A 16,095-nucleotide genomic window follows, 5' to 3' on the forward strand; every position below is an offset into this window, starting at 1 on the left:
TTCTATTGTATGCAGTGCTTTGAAAATGGGGAAGTACTTTTTTAGTTATAAAATTTGTCATTTTATATACATAAGGGTAGGGTTTGTTGCACATTGGGTTGTTCAACAGCAGCGTTTTCCAGATTTGTAGAAACAGCTTCATTTGTAGGATTAATTATTTTTCCTAGAAGGAAGCCAAATCCCAAAGAAACAGCGGCTATAAAACCATTCATTAATGACTCTGTCCATGTTTCTCCCTCGTATTCTTGATAGATTTTAGAATATATCATTGTGCCTAAGAATGCTCCAATCATTGATCCAACCAGTTTACTTGTTTCAGCTACTCTCTGTCTTCTCAACTCAACTTCTCTTAGACCTTTATTATTGGCTTCATTCAGGTTTAAATTTCTTTCCAACTCTTCTGATGTTTTCTCCTCAGCATCTTGGGATTTTGTTGATGAACTTTTCTGTAAGTTTTCTAATTCTTGTGTGTCCATCAACACCTCACTATTAAAGCTTAAGTACAAATCATACAGCACTATAATTGTTTAGTCAAGGTAAATACTAGTATATTAAGTAAATATTTACTATATTAATATGATTGCTTAAATTAATCACTAAAAGAAAATAAATTAAGCTTTTCTGGACTGCAAAACCCAGCTATATGATTTGCAGTGAGTTGTAATTTCAGTAAAAACTGTACGAACATTTTAGATAATTTTCATAGTAGAAAGTGCTATCCCAGTTTTACAATACTGGGATGACGGTAAAAGTAGCTATATGCTCTGTCCTCTGTCCTTGAATATTTTGTTGTTCAGTGGTAGCATTTTCAGGAGTGTTAAATAAACTGTGTCAAATCGCATTTTTAGTTCAACTCGATTTTTAACCTACCAGGAAAAAAGATATCAAGTTGAGAGATAGTTAAAGCCCAATCATGTATAGGCATAGTCCATTTCTCTCCTGCCTTCTTTATAGCACAATACGCCTTCCCTCTAGCAGTTTTTTATAAATGGTGTTAATGCTCCATCTCTTCCTGTCAATGGTCTTCCTTCTCGTATAGATGATAAGATATTTGTTTCTAATTCTTTATAGTCTACCAAACTGGTAGTTGTGTTTGCTTGACTCATTGTCAAACCTCCATTTTTTTATCAATTTATTACTTTACTTCTCGGTTTGACACAGTTTATTTAACACTCCTAACTCATGTTCGTATAGTAGCTACTTGCATTTGTTGTAAACTCACTTTTACTCTATAGTTATCTTTTTACTACCTTATCTATTTTCTGAACTGATTTTCGTATTAAAAAACATCCAATAAGAAGAATTATAAAAGGAATAAACCATAAAATGTAGGTACTAGATTTTACAGGTGGTACAATGATAATTGAATCTCCATAAGAATTTTTTAATTCTGAAACTATTTGCTCGTTAGTATATCCATCACTGATCTTCTTGCGAATTGTCTTACGCATACCATATGCAACTTGAGACTCAGATTCGGATAATAATTCACCAGAGCATACAGGACACTTTATTACTGCAAATAAGCTACTTGCTCGCTCTTCCATACTTTCGTCTCTTAGTTTATCATCCAAAGTAAAAGCATTTATGCTTAAATGGAATATCAATGTAAAAAGTAAGCTAATTACTATTCTCATTCTTGGTGAATTGAGTGATAAAATCAGTAGTGGATAATTTTCCAATAAAGCCTGAACCTACATTATTGTCGTACTTTATTGAAAATTGAATGTCGTTATCAGTGATTTTTTCTGATAAGGAAGATATTGATTTTTCCAATTTATCTGCAGTCTTTGAATCATTAGTCACAAACGAAATTAATTCTTTATAATTTGATATGGCTACATTGATTTTATCTTCAAATGAAGATGTAACTAAATTGTAATTACTTACTCCACCATTCGCAGCAATAGAAAAGTTATTACTCTCAATCAAAAATTTTTCTATGTTGAAATTAATCTTAGAAGCTGAAATATGGTTTACAAATTCATAATCTAATTTAGCGTCGACACTAAGGTAATTTTCAGGACTTGCAGTATGTTTATAACGGTAAGTATAAAAATCAAATTCTAGTTTAGTATTTTCATTCAGTTCTTTATCAAAGTGAAATTGAATGTAATTACTTTTATCATTCACTTCAGTTATAACACTTTGCTGATTTTCTAAAACATCACATTTTAATCCATAATCTTCGTAACGAAATGTATCTATATAGTCTATTACAGTGTTATTTCTGTTGAATTTTAATGAAGATAGTAAATCATTTAGTTTAACAACAAAGTGGCTACTCACGTGTGTGTGACACTTTATATTCTTTTTCTCATCACTACGGACAGCAATGTTTACTTTATTGCTTGGTATATAGATATATACTGACTTATCAAATAATCTGTTTTTTATCACTAAAGCTTCAGATGAAACAGTTAATTGCTCATTAGAAAATTTTGGATTCGTTACACGAAAAACTAGGTTAAAAGGAAATCCCTTAAAATCATGTGAAATATCAACTTTTTCGTCATTAATGTAATCAGTTAAAAGACTTTTTACCTTAAATGCAGAAAAATACCAAAAACCACTATACGCTAGAGGAATAAACAAAGGTAAGGAGATGAGAATATAGATAAAAATTTTACGCATTATCCTCTTATTTATCTAATGATATATTTCTTGTACCTCTGGGCACGGTTACGCACAAACCGTCAATATCTTTTGTGATTTTTATTTGGCATCCAAGCCTCGATGTCTCTGTTAAACCGAAAGCTAGATCCAGCATGTCATTTTCCTCATCAGATATAGGATTATGTGTTTCTACAACATCATAAAATTTTGGATCAACAATCACATGGCATGTAGAGCAAGCAAGAGAACCTTCACATGCACCTTCAAGCAGATCTGGATCACTTCTATGGGCTAAATTAAGAAGAGTTTCTCCCTCTGCAGCTTCATAACTTTTCTTACTTCCATCAGGTAAAATAAAAGTAACGGATGGCATACTATTAAAATCTCTACTAATTTCTCTATATTCTACAAATAATAACTAATATTTGCAAACTCTTTGTAATTCCATTGCCTATCTCTTGTCATCTATATTCCTATCAAGAAAGTAAGATAGATACCACCAGCATCTCACAGAGTTGCAAGTATAGAATTTTCTTAGTTTTAGATTTTACCAAATATATTACTGAATTAACATTATTGAACTTGATCTGCCATTTCTTCTGATCTTAAGTTATAATTTTACTAATGCCATTTGATTAATTGCAACTTCAGCATTGCTATCTTTCAATAAATTTGCAGGACTATTACAATGGTATATGATTGCAGCAACAACAAGACAACAAACTCCAATTCCTATCCCTAACGCTAACATTCCTGAGTAAACTGCAATAGCTACTTCTAAAGCAACTCCTACTACTGCTAACGTAGAAGCAACTATGATAGAAGTATTACGACACTTAATACGAAGCTCATTTAGTTTATCTAATGCAGTAGTACCATCTTTATATTTTAGCTCTCTTAGTACATCTTTATTTTCACATTTGTTAAGCAACTTCCAAGCATAACTTAACCTTGACGCTTGACCATAAAACCCCTTCTCAACATATTCAACCAAGAGATCAAACGGAGTTTCACCTTGGTCATTTTTAACATAAAATCTCGCACCTGCACTCACAAGTGATTCAACTTTGCAAAGCATTGACTTATCGGAGTGTAAGTTTCTTAAAGCATGATGTAGAGCTGTATCCCCACTTTCATCTTGATAGTCAATTTTATTTTTATGTAAAAAGCAATCAAAAATCTTTTTATTGCAATTGCTTGTAACGATATTTTCTAAAGTAATACTTGAAATTTTTATGTTATTTTCGACTAGAAGATTTAGAGCTTCTTTATGGTTACATTCAACAATAATATCTACTAGTTTATTTAATGCAGGTGTACCTTCTAGCTTCTTTAGCTCATCAGTTTTACAACAACTAAGCACCACCGAAAGATTATTTAATCTTTCTATTTTTCTCTTAAGAAAAGGGTATGTAGCATAATTGACCAAGAGATCAAATGGAGTTTCATCTTTGCTATTTTTAACATCAAGCCTTGCACCTTTACTAAGAAGTGACTTGACAAAACCTTGGTATTTTGATTTATCCAAATCCAACCATTTTAATGTATGATGTAAAGATGTATTTCCTTTTTTATCTTTATAGTTGATATTTAATTTATCTAAGCACTCATTAAAAAAATAATCCAAAAACTTTTCAGATTGGTATTCATAAGCATATCTTAAGATTTCATTTAGTGATATTTCTATCCTTCCTTCAAAGAGCTCGAAAAATTCCACACGATCGTACGTAATAGCAATTTGCACTAGAAATGTAATGTCACCAGCAGCAATTGTAACTTTCTTTATTATATCAGAACACTTTTCATACTCATTTGACGAGATATTGCACAACAATTCCATAATAGTGTTTACATATTCGAGTTCGGTTAATTTTTCAGTCTCTTTAGCTTTGCCCATCTTGCCTATTTGTTTAAAACGCTTGATTACCCTTTCTGATTCCTCTTTGATTAATTTTTGACTTTTCAACAAATACATATTACATATTTCATAAAAAATTTTCATTCTTTTATTTTCTTGTTTAAGTTTACTTATCAGTTCCATCAGTTTTGCCCGCAACAACTCCAGTTCATCACTACAATCCCCATCCTCATACTTTCCTCTATCGTACTGGCTTCTTGTTGTTGGGTTAGATAACACTTCGTGTGCTACTGATATTTCCTTGAACTTTGTCAATTTCTCTTCAAGTTGAGTCCGTTGATCTTCTTCCGACTGTGATAGTAGCTTTCCGTCCTTCTTCTTTCCTTCTAGCCTATCTAGCTCTTTCACTTCCTCAAGCAATTTATCTGGATGAAGCTTCAATGCTAATTTGCGATATGCTTTTTTTATCTCATCGTGAGTAGCATCTCTTTTTACTCCTAATATTTCATAATAATCAGGCATTTGTTTCTCCACTATTTTGATACATTTTTTATAACATTAGTAATACTATGTCTTTAAAAGAATTGGTACTATATAAGTATTTTAGCAAATATTATAATATTTGTCAATTTATCAACAAATTGAGTGAAAATTTAAAGAGTTGTTTATGGTAATTGAGGAGCTACAACCGTACGACGTCTGCCGTTAATAACTATTTCACCTATCGCAACTGCTGCAAAAACAAAACAATAATATACTTTTGTCAGTACAGCAATAGGTGAAAGAGAGGCAATGCTGCTTGCTAGCAATATTTGAGAACCATAAGGTAAGATACTTTTTGTGATCGCGGTAAATATTTCTAATAAATACGCACTACGGTGTGGTGCAATGTTATATCTTTGTGCAAGTCTTTTCGCAATATTACTAGTTAATAAAATAGCAACAATATTGCTGGAAACTAAAATAGTAAACAAAGATGATATTCCTGCAATCATAAGTTCAGCTTGACTTCTTGTGAGATTCACCTCATCGGTGAATTTATCTATCTTTTTCTGACTGTATTCGTACATTAAGTGGCTTAATCCACTACTGAAAAGAATAAATATCATTACCTCATTCATCTTATTAAAACCCCTACATATATCATGAGAATAATCAATAATAGAATAATCAAAAAAAGCTATTCCTAATATTCCAGCAACAACCATATTAACAGCTAATGTTACCAGTGTGTTTATTTCAAATAAACCCATAATTATTAAAGATATATAAGGGATAATTTTGACTATGGATAAATAATTCAGACTTGAGAGAGAAACAACTTCTGTGCTATTTGAAATCATTACTAGATAAGTAAGTATTATAAGACCTGTAACAGATCCTGTCTTTAGGGTTAGTTTTAGTTTATCCTTTACTGAAGCTCCTTGTGAAGAAGTAGCAGCAATAGTAGTGTCAGATATCATTGAAAGGTTGCTGCCAAACATAGACCCACCTATCACAGCTCCAACGCCCACCGCACAATCAAAAGCTCCATTTTGTGCTAGATTCACAGCTATTGGTGTTATAAGTGCAATAACTCCGATTGATGTGCCTATTGCACTTGCAATAAACACAGAAATTAAAAACATTCCAGGAAGTAATAATTGTGCTGGAAGAAAGCAAATAGTTAAGCTAGCAATAACATTTATACTACCAAGCGATTGAGTAACAGTAGAAAATGCCCCAGCAAGGAGAAAAATCAAACACACGGTAAGAGTAGTTTTATTCCCCATACCTTTTATAAGAGTATCAACGCTATGCTGAATTTTGTTTTTATTGAATAGAATAGCAAAAAATAATGCTGGTAATAAGCAAACTAACGGTGAAATTTGATGAAGAGGATTGTCAAGTCCTATAAAGGAAAAATAAGTACCACTACCAAGATATAAGGTTAAAAAAATAATGAGAGGGAGAAATGCAAACACTTGTCGTAATTAAATAAATTGAAAATATACTAGAATAAGCTATTTTAAGCAACTACTAATACAGTGTTTTTCTAATAATTTTGAACATCTTAAGCCATCTACTTTTGAATAAATTCCATTTGCATTTCTTGTATACTATCCTCTATTTGCTTTATTTGTTCTATTAACCTTTCCTCTAAGTCAAAATTACCGCCCAGCCTTGCTTTAATTTTTTCTTCTTGTAATACATTTAATTCTTTCCGTAATACTATGTTATTCCAGACAGTTTCTGCCGATCTCTTCTCACTTAATTGACTATTTAGTACGCTAGTTTTTTCAAATATAAACTTTATAACACTAGACTCCTGTAGCAGAATTTCTTTATTAAAGTTGCTCTCACTAGTTACCATATTAATTACGCACTGTTGTAATTTTTTCATCTCATTAGTAAATTCGAAATGAGAAAATTGCTCAAAAAATATAGGACGGTTCAAGATTTTAGGAAATTCTACGGCTATACGCAAAATTATGGCCTGATTTTGCTCTGCTTCAATTAGCTCTGGAGATTTATTGTAAAGATACTCACCTTTTGTTGCTTTGATATTAAAAATCAGCTTTTTAAAGTTTCTTCTTAATTCACTGACCTTATTGTAAAAATAATCTCTATAATACCTTCTAATACTGCTGTTACCGATAGCATTGACATATTTCATGAACTTGTGCTCAAGAATTGAATATTTTTCCGGAGCAAATTTTTCATAATTTTGCAAATTGCTACCAATTATGTGATGCCATAAATATTCAGAGTGCAGTTCTGTTGAGTGGTTAAAAGCAGAGAGTACGTCTTCTGTCTTATATTCTAGCTCATTGCATATATCGTATGGGTCCTGATTGTTTGGCAAAGTCACGAACTTCAATGTGTATCCAGGCTCCAGTATCGGTAGAACAAGTTCTGCAATTCGAATAGCAGCATGACGTCCGGCACTATCGCCATCCATACAGATGGAAATTTCTTTAGCAAATTTCCATAGATTTTTTATCTGCTCTGCAGAAATTGCGGTACCAAGCGGAGCAACTGTATTGCTAATTCCCGCTTGATGTAGTGCTATTACATCCATATATCCTTCAACAACAAATAGATGCTGTTTTTTGCGTATTTCACTCAAAGCAAAGTTTAATCCATATAAATTTTCTCTTTTCTTAAAGAGCTGATTCTCTGGGCTGTTTAAATACTTCGGCTGTTGCTCAGAGTTCAGCGCACGTCCGCCAAAACCAATAACTTTGCCCGTGATGTTGTGTATAGGAAATATCAGCCGATCATAGAAATAATCACGAGAATTCTTATTTATTAACCCAACATCGATCAAAATCTCGTCTTTAATACCAGAGGAGTTCAAATATTCCTTCAAGCCAGAACTTGGTGCATAACCTATCTTAAATTTATCTATGATTTTGAGTGAGATCTTGCGCTGCCTTAAATAAGCCATAACACCTCGATTTTTCTGCGCGAACCAACTTGCAGCTAAATTCAGTGCTGAAAACAGTTTGTCATTTTCTTTAGCAAAGCTGAGGTTTTTGGGTAACTCAACACCTGCAACAGATGCCAATTTTTCCAACGCTTCCTTAAAACTTAAGCCTTCAGTTTGTGAAATAAATTCAAACACATCACCATGAGCTGAGCAACCGAAACAATAATATACACCCTTAATATTGCTGACCGAAAAAGATGGAGTTTTTTCGTTATGAAATGGGCAGAGTCCAACAAAACTATCTCCTCTTTTTATTAACCTAACTTTTTTTCCTACTATGTCGGACAACAATAATTTTGACTTTATAATATCTATATGATCCATTTTACCGAATTAGTAGTGGTAGGATAAAAATTATATAGAATTTATGCATATCTGACTCGAAATTTATTCAGAAAGATCAGGAGAGCTTGACAAAAAGCTCAAAATAAATTACCCATATAAATACCCTTAAGTTGCAATTTCTTATATGTCAGATGTGGTATCAGTTGCTTCAGACCACGCAGGTTATGAACTAAAATCAGAAATAAAGGCTTACTTGGAAACTTTAGATTATACAGTGATAGACCGTGGCTGCACTGCTGAACAAAAGAGTGTAGACTACCCTGACTATGCTGCTGAAGTTGTAGAAGATATAACAAACAAAAAAGCAAATTATGGAATATTAATTTGCGGTACAGGTTTGGGCATGAGTACTGTGGCAAATCGTTTTGAAGGAATCTACGCTGCTTTATGTAATAGTGTTGAGATCGCAAAATTAGCTCGCGAGCATGGCAACGCGAATATACTTTGTCTTGGTGCAGGGTTTACTGCGAGTGGATTAGCAAAAGACATAGTCAAACAATTCCTCGAAACAGAATTTTCAAAAGAAAGTAGACATAAAGAACGCCTTGATAAACTTAGCAATATTAGCAAGAAAAAAACCACAAAAACTTATAACGAAGATGAAATATCAAAATTCGCTAAAATAGCAGGTGAATGGTGGAATGAGAATGGCAAATTCAAGCCATTGCACATGATGAATCCTGTGAGAGTATCATACATCGTTGAGAAAATAAAAGAATTAAAAAAATGCGATTTAAAAGAACTATCATTGCTCGATGTTGGTTGTGGTGGTGGCATTTTGTCAGAGTCAATGGCGCGTATTGGTATTAGCGTTGCAGGAATAGATGTATGTGAGGAAAACATAAAAGTGGCACAGTCGCATGCGAAGAAAGTAGGGTTAAATATAGAATACACACACACTAGCATTGAAGAGCTAAGCAATGACAAGAAGTATGACGTGGTTTTGTTGATGGAAGTGGTTGAACATGTCGATAATTTAGAGTTTTTCATGAAAAAAGCAATAGAGCTGTTGAAGCCAGAAGGGCTAATTTTTATATCGACGATAAATAGAACTATTAAATCCTTCTGTCTTGCAATAGTCGGCGCAGAGTACATATTAAACTGGCTGCCAAAAGGCACACATAATTGGAATAAATTTCTCAAGCCATCAGAAATTGCAAATCATCTAAGGGAAAACAACGTAATACTGCAAAACATGGCTGGTATGGAATATAATGTAATAAAGCGTGAATGGAACTTGACCAAAGGTGTGGATGTTAATTATATACTTTGTGGAAACGTTGTAACTTAAAATCTCATTCAAGTACTAGAAGGTAATGCAAATATTTTAGGCAGTTTTACTTTACTTAGCAGCTAATTTATCATATGTATTTCCATAGGATATCGCTATATTAGAATATGTTACAATTACTAACCTTACTTGCTGTTATCACTTCGGTTGTATTTTTTGGTCATCTAGTTCCAATGGAAGTGAAAACCTTCTTGTATTCAATAAGCCTTAGTATAAAAGAGATCTTACTATTTATAATGCCTTTTATTGTTTTTGCATTAATCTTTAGTAGTGTTAACAATCTTAAGCAGTCGGCTATAAAGTTTATATTGTTACTTATTATAACGATTTTCTTGTCGAATCTAGCTTCAAGTTTAATAGCTTATTCTGTTGGGCATTTCATCACACAAAACACTTATTCAATACAAGATATAACATATGAAGAAACAATTGTTCCTTTATGGTCATTTAGGATACCTGCATTGCTTTCTAATTTTTATGCCCTTGCTTGTGGATTTGTGTTAAGCATATTAGTGTTCACAATATTACCAAAAAAAAGCAAAGAGCTCTCGAACAAAATGTTAGATTTAACTCTCTTTCTTTTGAAGACATTTTTGACGCCAATTATTCCAATGTTTGTACTTGGTCTTGCTTTAAAAATGGAACATGATCAGGTTTTACCCATAATATTTAAGGATTACTCAATAATTTTTATTATTATATCATCTGCAACCTACCTTTATGTTTTTCTCTTATATGGAGCAGCAAATTCGTTCAAGATCACAAGCTGGATAGCTAGTATAGGTAATATGATACCAGCATTTATTACTGCAATGAGCACAATGTCTAGTAATGCAGCTATGCCGCTTACTCTTGAAGGAAGCAAAAAAAATGTAAAGCAGCATGATATAGCATCGTCTGTTGTGCCAATAACTGCTAGCTTTCATTTAGTAGGTGATTGCTTTTTTATTATAATACTATCAATGATAATGACTTTTGGTGGTGCATTGTCTGCAACAGACTATGTGACTTTCCTTCTCTACTTTCTGTTATTTAAATTTGCTATTGTTGCAGTTCCAGCGGGAGGAATTATGGTAATGTTGCCTGTTCTTGAGAAGTATCTTAAATTCTCTCCAGAGATGCTTTCATTAATTACAGCATTGTATATAGTATTTGACCCAATAATAACTTCAGCAAATGTTATGGGTAACGGTGCGTTCACTATGATGTTTACAAAGCTCTATGATAAGCTTAAGTGATGTCCATTCTAGCAATTAATACTGTAGGTGCTGGTAGTTCAATAGCAGTAATTGATTACGATGGTAATTGTTTTGTAGAACGCAATTCTGCAAACAATAGTCATGCAGAATCATTTTTTCAAATACTGAATACTTTGTTTGATAAGCATAATTACAGCTACGATAAAATAGACCATTTAGCAGTGATAGTTGGACCAGGAAGTTTTACTGGAATCAGAGTTGGTATATCAACTGCACAAGGTATAAATCTTGCTACAAATAAGCCGTTATATGGGGTTAGTGAGCTGGAAGCTCAAGCATATGCAATATCGCTACTTTGTGCAAATAGCAAAAAAAATATTAAAGCTATAATCGAAGATGATCAAAAGTTTTATACACAGTTATTTGATTTCAATTTGTTACCGCTATCAAATCCTGCTGTAGTAAGTGAACTCCAGCCTGAAACGGACTGCATTACATATATGGATTGCAGTTTACCAGAGTTAAATGCTAGCCATGCAGGGCTATTAGTCCGTTATAGACTAAAAAATAAACAAAAATTAAATGGTGTTGAAGCTCTATATTTAAATGAGCCTCAGTATATGAAATCGTTGCCTATTGCGTAAACACTATTAATTTGGCCAAGTTTGTACATCTGACTTACTATTTCTTCTGCTACTTCTTTTATACTCATATTTGAATTTTCTATCTCTATAGCATTTGGTGGCACAAATAAATTTTCCGCTCTAAATTTAATACTATTTATATTGGTAACCTTCCTATTTTTTCTTTGCTTTTTTAATATAGTACGCTCTTGTAATATCAATGGATTGCACCTAAGTACTATGGGAAGGATTTTTGTGCTCATTTTTTTACTAAGTTCTACTATTGAGTTATATATTGTTATGTTGTCATTATTATTTTTCATTAAGTCATCAAGAAATATATAATTTTTTGAATAAATTGGATAGGCTTCTACTGCCTGAAGCATAACCTGCACAATGTTATATATTCTATTTTGAACTTCTTTGGAAGTTTGATTATATTCAAATCCACTTACAATTAGTGCATTTATCATACTAGATAATACTATTGCTGTAGAAAGTTTACCACTTCCTGGAAGACCAGTGATATATATGAAAAATTTTGTTAGCTGTTTTTTTATGTCAATATTTACCATATTACTCTTAATATTAAAACCTACACTTATAATAACATAAAAACAAGGCTTTAAAACATATGAAATATTACATAAAAAGCCGTTTTTATAGTTAAAATATTATGTAATCTAGAAATGTAAACTCTAATCACCTAAGGCAAGTAAAAGTGCTTATTATTTTAAAGTAGGTTCACTTTTTAGTTTATAATAAACTTTTTTTTCACGTATAAATCCTTAGAAAATTTTAGTCAAGAGCTATGTTATTAACAAATAGTGAGTTGAAAAGAGACCTAGTTAACGCCTATCAGATTTTATCTTATCTTAAATTAGATGATCATACGTATACTCATCTCTCTGTACGTTCTGAAGATAAAAAGTCATTTTATGTTTATCCGTTTGGTATACGTTTTTATGAAGTAGATGAAAGTTCATTGATGAAAGTATCGTTTGATGGGAATATAATTGAAGGCAAAGAATATCAATATAATAAAACTGGCTATGTAATCCATGGCTTCATTTATCAAGCAAGGAAAGATATTCAAGCAATTTTTCATCTACATACACCTTCTATTGTAGCAGTTTCTTCTCTCAAGGATGGATTACTCCCAATAAGTCAGTGGGCGCTGCACTTTTATAATAAGGTATCTTACCATGATTATAATTCCCTGGCACTTGATGATACAGAAGGAAAAAGATTAATAGCTGATTTGAAAGAAAATTTTGTGATGTTAATGCGCAATCATGGATCTATAACATGTGGTCAGACTATACAAGAAGCAATGTTTTATACGTATCACTTAGAACAAGCTTGTAAAACTCAATGCCTGACGCTAGCAATGAATAGGGCGTTGTCAATTCAAGTGAAGAAATTTGCTCAAAAGCCGTAAAGGATCTTCTGTCTTTCGAAAGCAATCTTGGTGAGAGAGATTGGCACGCATGGGTTAGGTTGATTAAAGGTAAGTTATAAAAGTTTCTGACTCTTCGATAGATATTAGATTTCTTGCATAACCAGCCAGTCTGAAATCCAATAATGGTTTCACACTCTGTAACTCTTCAATTCATGCAAGAAGTCTAATGTCTCCATCTCTACTTAAGTTAACACCCTTAACTAAGCAGATACAAGTAAATAACTAGTAAGTTTTTTCAATCCTGCTCCACAGCAAATTTTAATGCTATGTGAGTAGTTATAGTGCTGTTAACAATTAAAATGACAAAAACTAAGATGGTGATTAGTAGTGTATAAATATTCAAGGATAAATTTTCAAATTGAGTTAGCAATTTGAAATATACGAAAGTTGGCATTATTATTGGCAAAACAAGAATTTGCGACACTCCTGATGCTAAGTTATTTCGACCAATCATCAATGCATTTCCAGTAGCTGAAATATTAATGATTATCAGCGTATTAAATAATAAAGACACTCCAACTGCTATTGAATGTTCAATATTATTGCCTAGAATTGCAAAGCTGAACATGAAAGAAATCACTGAAATCGGTAACCCAAATAACAACCAGTGAGCGAAGATTTTATAAGCAACTATCAGCCTAGAAGAGAGTGGCTGTACAAAGATTTGCTCTAATATTCCATCATGATAATCAGATGTAAATAAATTATTTGTAGAGATCTGCAAAACAAATGTAGCACATATCCATGTTAATGTTAATATGACTTCTTGTTTACTGTTGTTTTCAAGTGTATATGAAGATAAACTTAACATTATAATAAAAATACATACTATATAAGTAAGATTGTTATCATTTATTACTATTTTTTTTACCGAACTAATCATACCAGGATTTTAAATGTTTATTATAAATTATAGTGTTTACTTTGAGGGTAGTATAATTTTTTTTGTTTATAAGTTATATAAGTTTTAATATATTTTATTGATAATGCTATGGAAAAATTAATAAAAATAAAGTTACCGGAAGATTACGTTCCTTCAGAAAATGAAGAATATATGAACGTAAAACAACTGGAATACTTTAGCTTAAAGTTAAAATCAATACTCTCTGAACTGGAGAAACAAGATCTAGAAGATAGTAGTATTTATTCTGATAGTGAAAATGGAGAATTAATTAAGCGCCGAAAAGATAGAAAAGAAAAAATTAAGGAGGCGTTGGAAAAAATAAAATTAGGCATTTATGGTTACTGCGATGGAACGGGAGAAGAAATAGGAGTCGAAAGACTTAAAGCTAATCCGCTTGCTATGTATTGTATTGAAGAACAAGAGAGAATAGAAAAAGAAAAGAACGTGTATAACATTAATGATAGAACTTGTCGGGAGTGTTAAATAAACTGTGTCAAACCGAGAAGTAAAGTAATAAATTGATAAAAAAATGGAGGTTTGACAATGAGTCAAGCAAACACAACTACCGGTTTGGTAGACTATAAAGAAGTAGGTTAAAAATCGAGTTGAACTAAAAATGCGATTTGACACAGTTTATTTAACACTCCCAGAACGTAATAAATTATTACGTAATTGGTCTCTAGGTGGAGCCGGTCTTGGAGGAGCTTGTGCTTTTTTCTTTTGACTTTGTCGATTTTTCTGTCAGATAATTCACGCTTGTCAGATTAAGTCTAAACTATTACACTTTATTGTATAACTTGCTTTTTTCAAATAGAGGACTATATGAGTAATATAAGTTTTTTGAGAGACATTGACTCCATTAGAATGAAATTGAATTCGGAATGTCTTGAGCGAGCGAAAATGCTTCACGCAAACCAAGATGAAGAATTATTAGAGCTTATGTGTATGGAGCAAGCTGAATTGATGTCAGCAAAGCTTGGATGCATTGAATATAATAATACAGAATTAGAGAAATTTGAGTGCCTTACAGAGCAGGAAAATAGGTTACAAGAACTTATGGCTAGTCAAGAAGAGGTGCTTATGAGCTCTGATCAAGTTGGTGTAGTGTAGTATGATTTGAGTGATTCCATAAACGTAGTTTCAATAAAAAATGATAATTCAAGTTGAAAACAAATTCAGAATTGAAAGAAAAACTAGCCTTGTATTGGCTGAAAAAGAGGTTAGTTTTTCTTGTGTTATGGAAAAAACTAAAAAGAGAAATACCGATGTTATGGGGTGAACAACTGGAGAGGTTTTACGGGTTTAAGCAAGCTGTCTGCCAATAAAAAATAAGATAATTTCTTTAAAAGAATATATAAATTATTAAACTTTCTGCAATTCTTTAATCTCACTTATGGAAAGATTAGTAAATTTAACACTCCCACTAAATTGGATAAATTGACTGCAAAAAAAATAACATTTTCAGGAAGGTAGCCTTTCATAGGTAACAAAGCCAACCTTCCTGATATTTCTCCTTACCTTGAGTTATAATCATTCCACTGTTATTTGATTCACTACAATTTCAACATTGCTATCTTTAAGTAAATTTGAAGGACTATTACAACAGTATATGACTGCAGCAGCAATTAGACAACAAACTCCAACTGCTATTCCTACCGCTAACATTCCCGAGTAAAATGCAATAGCTATTCCTGAAACAATTCCAGCTATTGCTAATGTGAAAGCACATACAGTAGGCAGTTTATTTTTTTCTTTACTTCGTGGAGCATCATTTGTTGGTGGAGAAACTTGTTCATCCGAAAAACAAGCCTGACTAACTGCTGGAAGTTGCTCAATATTTGGATTACAAAGATTTCCTTCTAGTAGTTTATTTTTTATGCAGTATTTAACTGTCTGTACTGACAGTTTAGGACAGCTTCTCTCTTCACAATCTATTAAGTATTTTAACCTATCAGAATTAAACCTGCCCATAATACTGCCTAAACGCATTGGATACTTTTTGAATATCTTATCCTGTTTCCTCTTATCAAAGAAGGAGCATATACCGGAAAATGTTATTGCTCGAAAATTACATTTATAATATGGCTTGTAGCCAGTGAATCAGTGGCTTCTGATTATGCAGAAAAATTTCTTTTTTTACTTTATTAGCTTTGTTAATTAAAATGTCAGCATATTCTGGATATTTCCCTTTTAAACCCTTTTCATTATCAAATTCATTACGTACATTTTCATTTTTTTCCCATATGTCAACCATTTTATTAACGTCACTTTCCCTAAAAAGTCATATAGTGGCTCATTTCTTTCTTTAATCTTTTGAACTTCTTT

General features: G+C 32.2%; 17 protein-coding genes and 3 pseudogenes. 7 read left to right on the forward strand and 13 right to left on the reverse strand.

Annotated features, from left to right (window positions below; translation table 11 throughout):
* Window positions 1-62: 62 nt before the first annotated feature.
* The 9 genes and pseudogenes from OPR44_RS02110 to dnaG all read right to left on the reverse strand — a co-directional run bounded on the left by OPR44_RS02110 (window position 63) and on the right by dnaG (window position 8,270).
* Window positions 63-476 (reverse strand): hypothetical protein, encoded by a 414-nt coding sequence (locus OPR44_RS02110; RefSeq protein ID WP_264377900.1) that lies wholly within the window; start codon window positions 474-476, stop codon window positions 63-65.
* A gap of 504 nt (window positions 477-980) precedes the next feature.
* Window positions 981-1,106 (reverse strand): annotated as a pseudogene (locus OPR44_RS02120) (IS256 family transposase); the annotation flags it as partial.
* Window positions 1,107-1,235: 129 nt separating this feature from the next.
* Window positions 1,236-1,637: a cytochrome c-type biogenesis protein gene (locus tag OPR44_RS02125; RefSeq protein WP_010401557.1), complete on the reverse strand. Its 402-nt coding sequence runs from the start codon at window positions 1,635-1,637 to the stop codon at window positions 1,236-1,238.
* Complete coding sequence (locus tag OPR44_RS02130) at window positions 1,621-2,634, reverse strand: hypothetical protein (RefSeq protein WP_264377899.1); 1,014 nt, start codon at window positions 2,632-2,634, stop codon at window positions 1,621-1,623. The genes OPR44_RS02125 and OPR44_RS02130 overlap by 17 nt, the downstream gene beginning before the upstream one ends.
* A 7-nt stretch (window positions 2,635-2,641) precedes the next feature.
* Window positions 2,642-2,989 (reverse strand): ferredoxin family 2Fe-2S iron-sulfur cluster binding protein, encoded by a 348-nt coding sequence (locus tag OPR44_RS02135; protein WP_006013713.1) that lies wholly within the window; start codon window positions 2,987-2,989, stop codon window positions 2,642-2,644.
* Window positions 2,990-3,226: 237 nt separating this feature from the next.
* A complete protein-coding gene (locus tag OPR44_RS08835; protein ID WP_458694752.1) occupies window positions 3,227-4,657 on the reverse strand; it encodes a TomO hydrophobic C-terminal domain-containing protein in 1,431 nt (476 codons plus the stop codon).
* A gap of 57 nt (window positions 4,658-4,714) precedes the next feature.
* Window positions 4,715-4,996, reverse strand: a pseudogene (locus OPR44_RS08735) (DnaJ domain-containing protein); the annotation flags it as partial.
* Window positions 4,997-5,139: 143 nt separating this feature from the next.
* On the reverse strand, window positions 5,140-6,438 hold the full coding sequence (locus OPR44_RS02145) for a Na+/H+ antiporter NhaC family protein (RefSeq protein ID WP_264377898.1): 1,299 nt from the start codon (window positions 6,436-6,438) through the stop codon (window positions 5,140-5,142).
* 98 nt (window positions 6,439-6,536) lie between these two features.
* A complete protein-coding gene (gene dnaG / locus OPR44_RS02150; RefSeq protein ID WP_265015182.1) occupies window positions 6,537-8,270 on the reverse strand; it encodes a DNA primase in 1,734 nt (577 codons plus the stop codon).
* A 145-nt stretch (window positions 8,271-8,415) separates the two neighbouring features.
* On the opposite strand from dnaG, the gene ubiG reads away from it, so the two are divergent.
* The 3 genes from ubiG (at window position 8,416) to tsaB (ending at window position 11,425) form a co-directional block, all read left to right on the forward strand.
* Window positions 8,416-9,582: a bifunctional 2-polyprenyl-6-hydroxyphenol methylase/3-demethylubiquinol 3-O-methyltransferase UbiG gene (ubiG, locus tag OPR44_RS02155; RefSeq protein ID WP_265015183.1), complete on the forward strand. Its 1,167-nt coding sequence runs from the start codon at window positions 8,416-8,418 to the stop codon at window positions 9,580-9,582.
* A 107-nt stretch (window positions 9,583-9,689) separates the two neighbouring features.
* Window positions 9,690-10,820: a dicarboxylate/amino acid:cation symporter gene (locus OPR44_RS02160; RefSeq protein WP_265015184.1), complete on the forward strand. Its 1,131-nt coding sequence runs from the start codon at window positions 9,690-9,692 to the stop codon at window positions 10,818-10,820.
* Window positions 10,820-11,425: a tRNA (adenosine(37)-N6)-threonylcarbamoyltransferase complex dimerization subunit type 1 TsaB gene (gene tsaB / locus OPR44_RS02165; protein WP_264377894.1), complete on the forward strand. Its 606-nt coding sequence runs from the start codon at window positions 10,820-10,822 to the stop codon at window positions 11,423-11,425. Before OPR44_RS02160 ends, tsaB begins: the two co-directional genes overlap by 1 nt.
* Here the strand turns inward: tsaB and OPR44_RS02170 are convergent.
* Window positions 11,395-11,979: an AAA family ATPase gene (locus tag OPR44_RS02170; RefSeq protein WP_265015185.1), complete on the reverse strand. Its 585-nt coding sequence runs from the start codon at window positions 11,977-11,979 to the stop codon at window positions 11,395-11,397. The genes tsaB and OPR44_RS02170 overlap by 31 nt on opposite strands.
* A 236-nt stretch (window positions 11,980-12,215) precedes the next feature.
* Between OPR44_RS02170 and OPR44_RS02175 the strand changes: the two are divergent.
* Window positions 12,216-12,925: pseudogene (locus OPR44_RS02175) on the forward strand (class II aldolase/adducin family protein).
* Between the two features lie 176 nt (window positions 12,926-13,101).
* On the opposite strand, the gene OPR44_RS02180 reads toward OPR44_RS02175, so the two are convergent.
* Window positions 13,102-13,749: a heme exporter protein CcmB gene (locus OPR44_RS02180; RefSeq protein ID WP_265015186.1), complete on the reverse strand. Its 648-nt coding sequence runs from the start codon at window positions 13,747-13,749 to the stop codon at window positions 13,102-13,104.
* 108 nt (window positions 13,750-13,857) lie between these two features.
* Between OPR44_RS02180 and OPR44_RS02185 the strand changes: the two genes are divergently transcribed.
* The 3 genes from OPR44_RS02185 (at window position 13,858) to OPR44_RS02195 (ending at window position 15,095) form a co-directional block, all read left to right on the forward strand.
* Window positions 13,858-14,253, forward strand: a complete 396-nt coding sequence (locus OPR44_RS02185; protein ID WP_265015187.1) for a TraR/DksA family transcriptional regulator — start codon at window positions 13,858-13,860, stop codon at window positions 14,251-14,253.
* A 339-nt stretch (window positions 14,254-14,592) separates the two neighbouring features.
* Window positions 14,593-14,880: a hypothetical protein gene (locus tag OPR44_RS02190; protein WP_264377891.1), complete on the forward strand. Its 288-nt coding sequence runs from the start codon at window positions 14,593-14,595 to the stop codon at window positions 14,878-14,880.
* Window positions 14,881-14,933: 53 nt separating this feature from the next.
* A complete protein-coding gene (locus OPR44_RS02195) occupies window positions 14,934-15,095 on the forward strand; it encodes a hypothetical protein (RefSeq protein ID WP_264377890.1) in 162 nt (53 codons plus the stop codon).
* A gap of 205 nt (window positions 15,096-15,300) precedes the next feature.
* Here OPR44_RS02195 and OPR44_RS02200 read toward each other — a convergent pair whose 3' ends face one another.
* Both OPR44_RS02200 and OPR44_RS02205 read right to left on the reverse strand, forming a co-directional pair.
* On the reverse strand, window positions 15,301-15,759 hold the full coding sequence (locus tag OPR44_RS02200; protein ID WP_265015188.1) for a TomO hydrophobic C-terminal domain-containing protein: 459 nt from the start codon (window positions 15,757-15,759) through the stop codon (window positions 15,301-15,303).
* A gap of 85 nt (window positions 15,760-15,844) precedes the next feature.
* The gene (locus OPR44_RS02205) at window positions 15,845-16,024 is read right to left on the reverse strand and encodes a hypothetical protein (RefSeq protein ID WP_265015189.1); all 180 of its coding nucleotides are present in this window, start codon (window positions 16,022-16,024) and stop codon (window positions 15,845-15,847) included.
* Window positions 16,025-16,095: the final 71 nt, after the last annotated feature.

It is taken from the genome of Wolbachia endosymbiont (group B) of Camptogramma bilineatum (genome assembly GCF_947251825.1).
Taxonomy (GTDB): domain Bacteria; phylum Pseudomonadota; class Alphaproteobacteria; order Rickettsiales; family Anaplasmataceae; genus Wolbachia.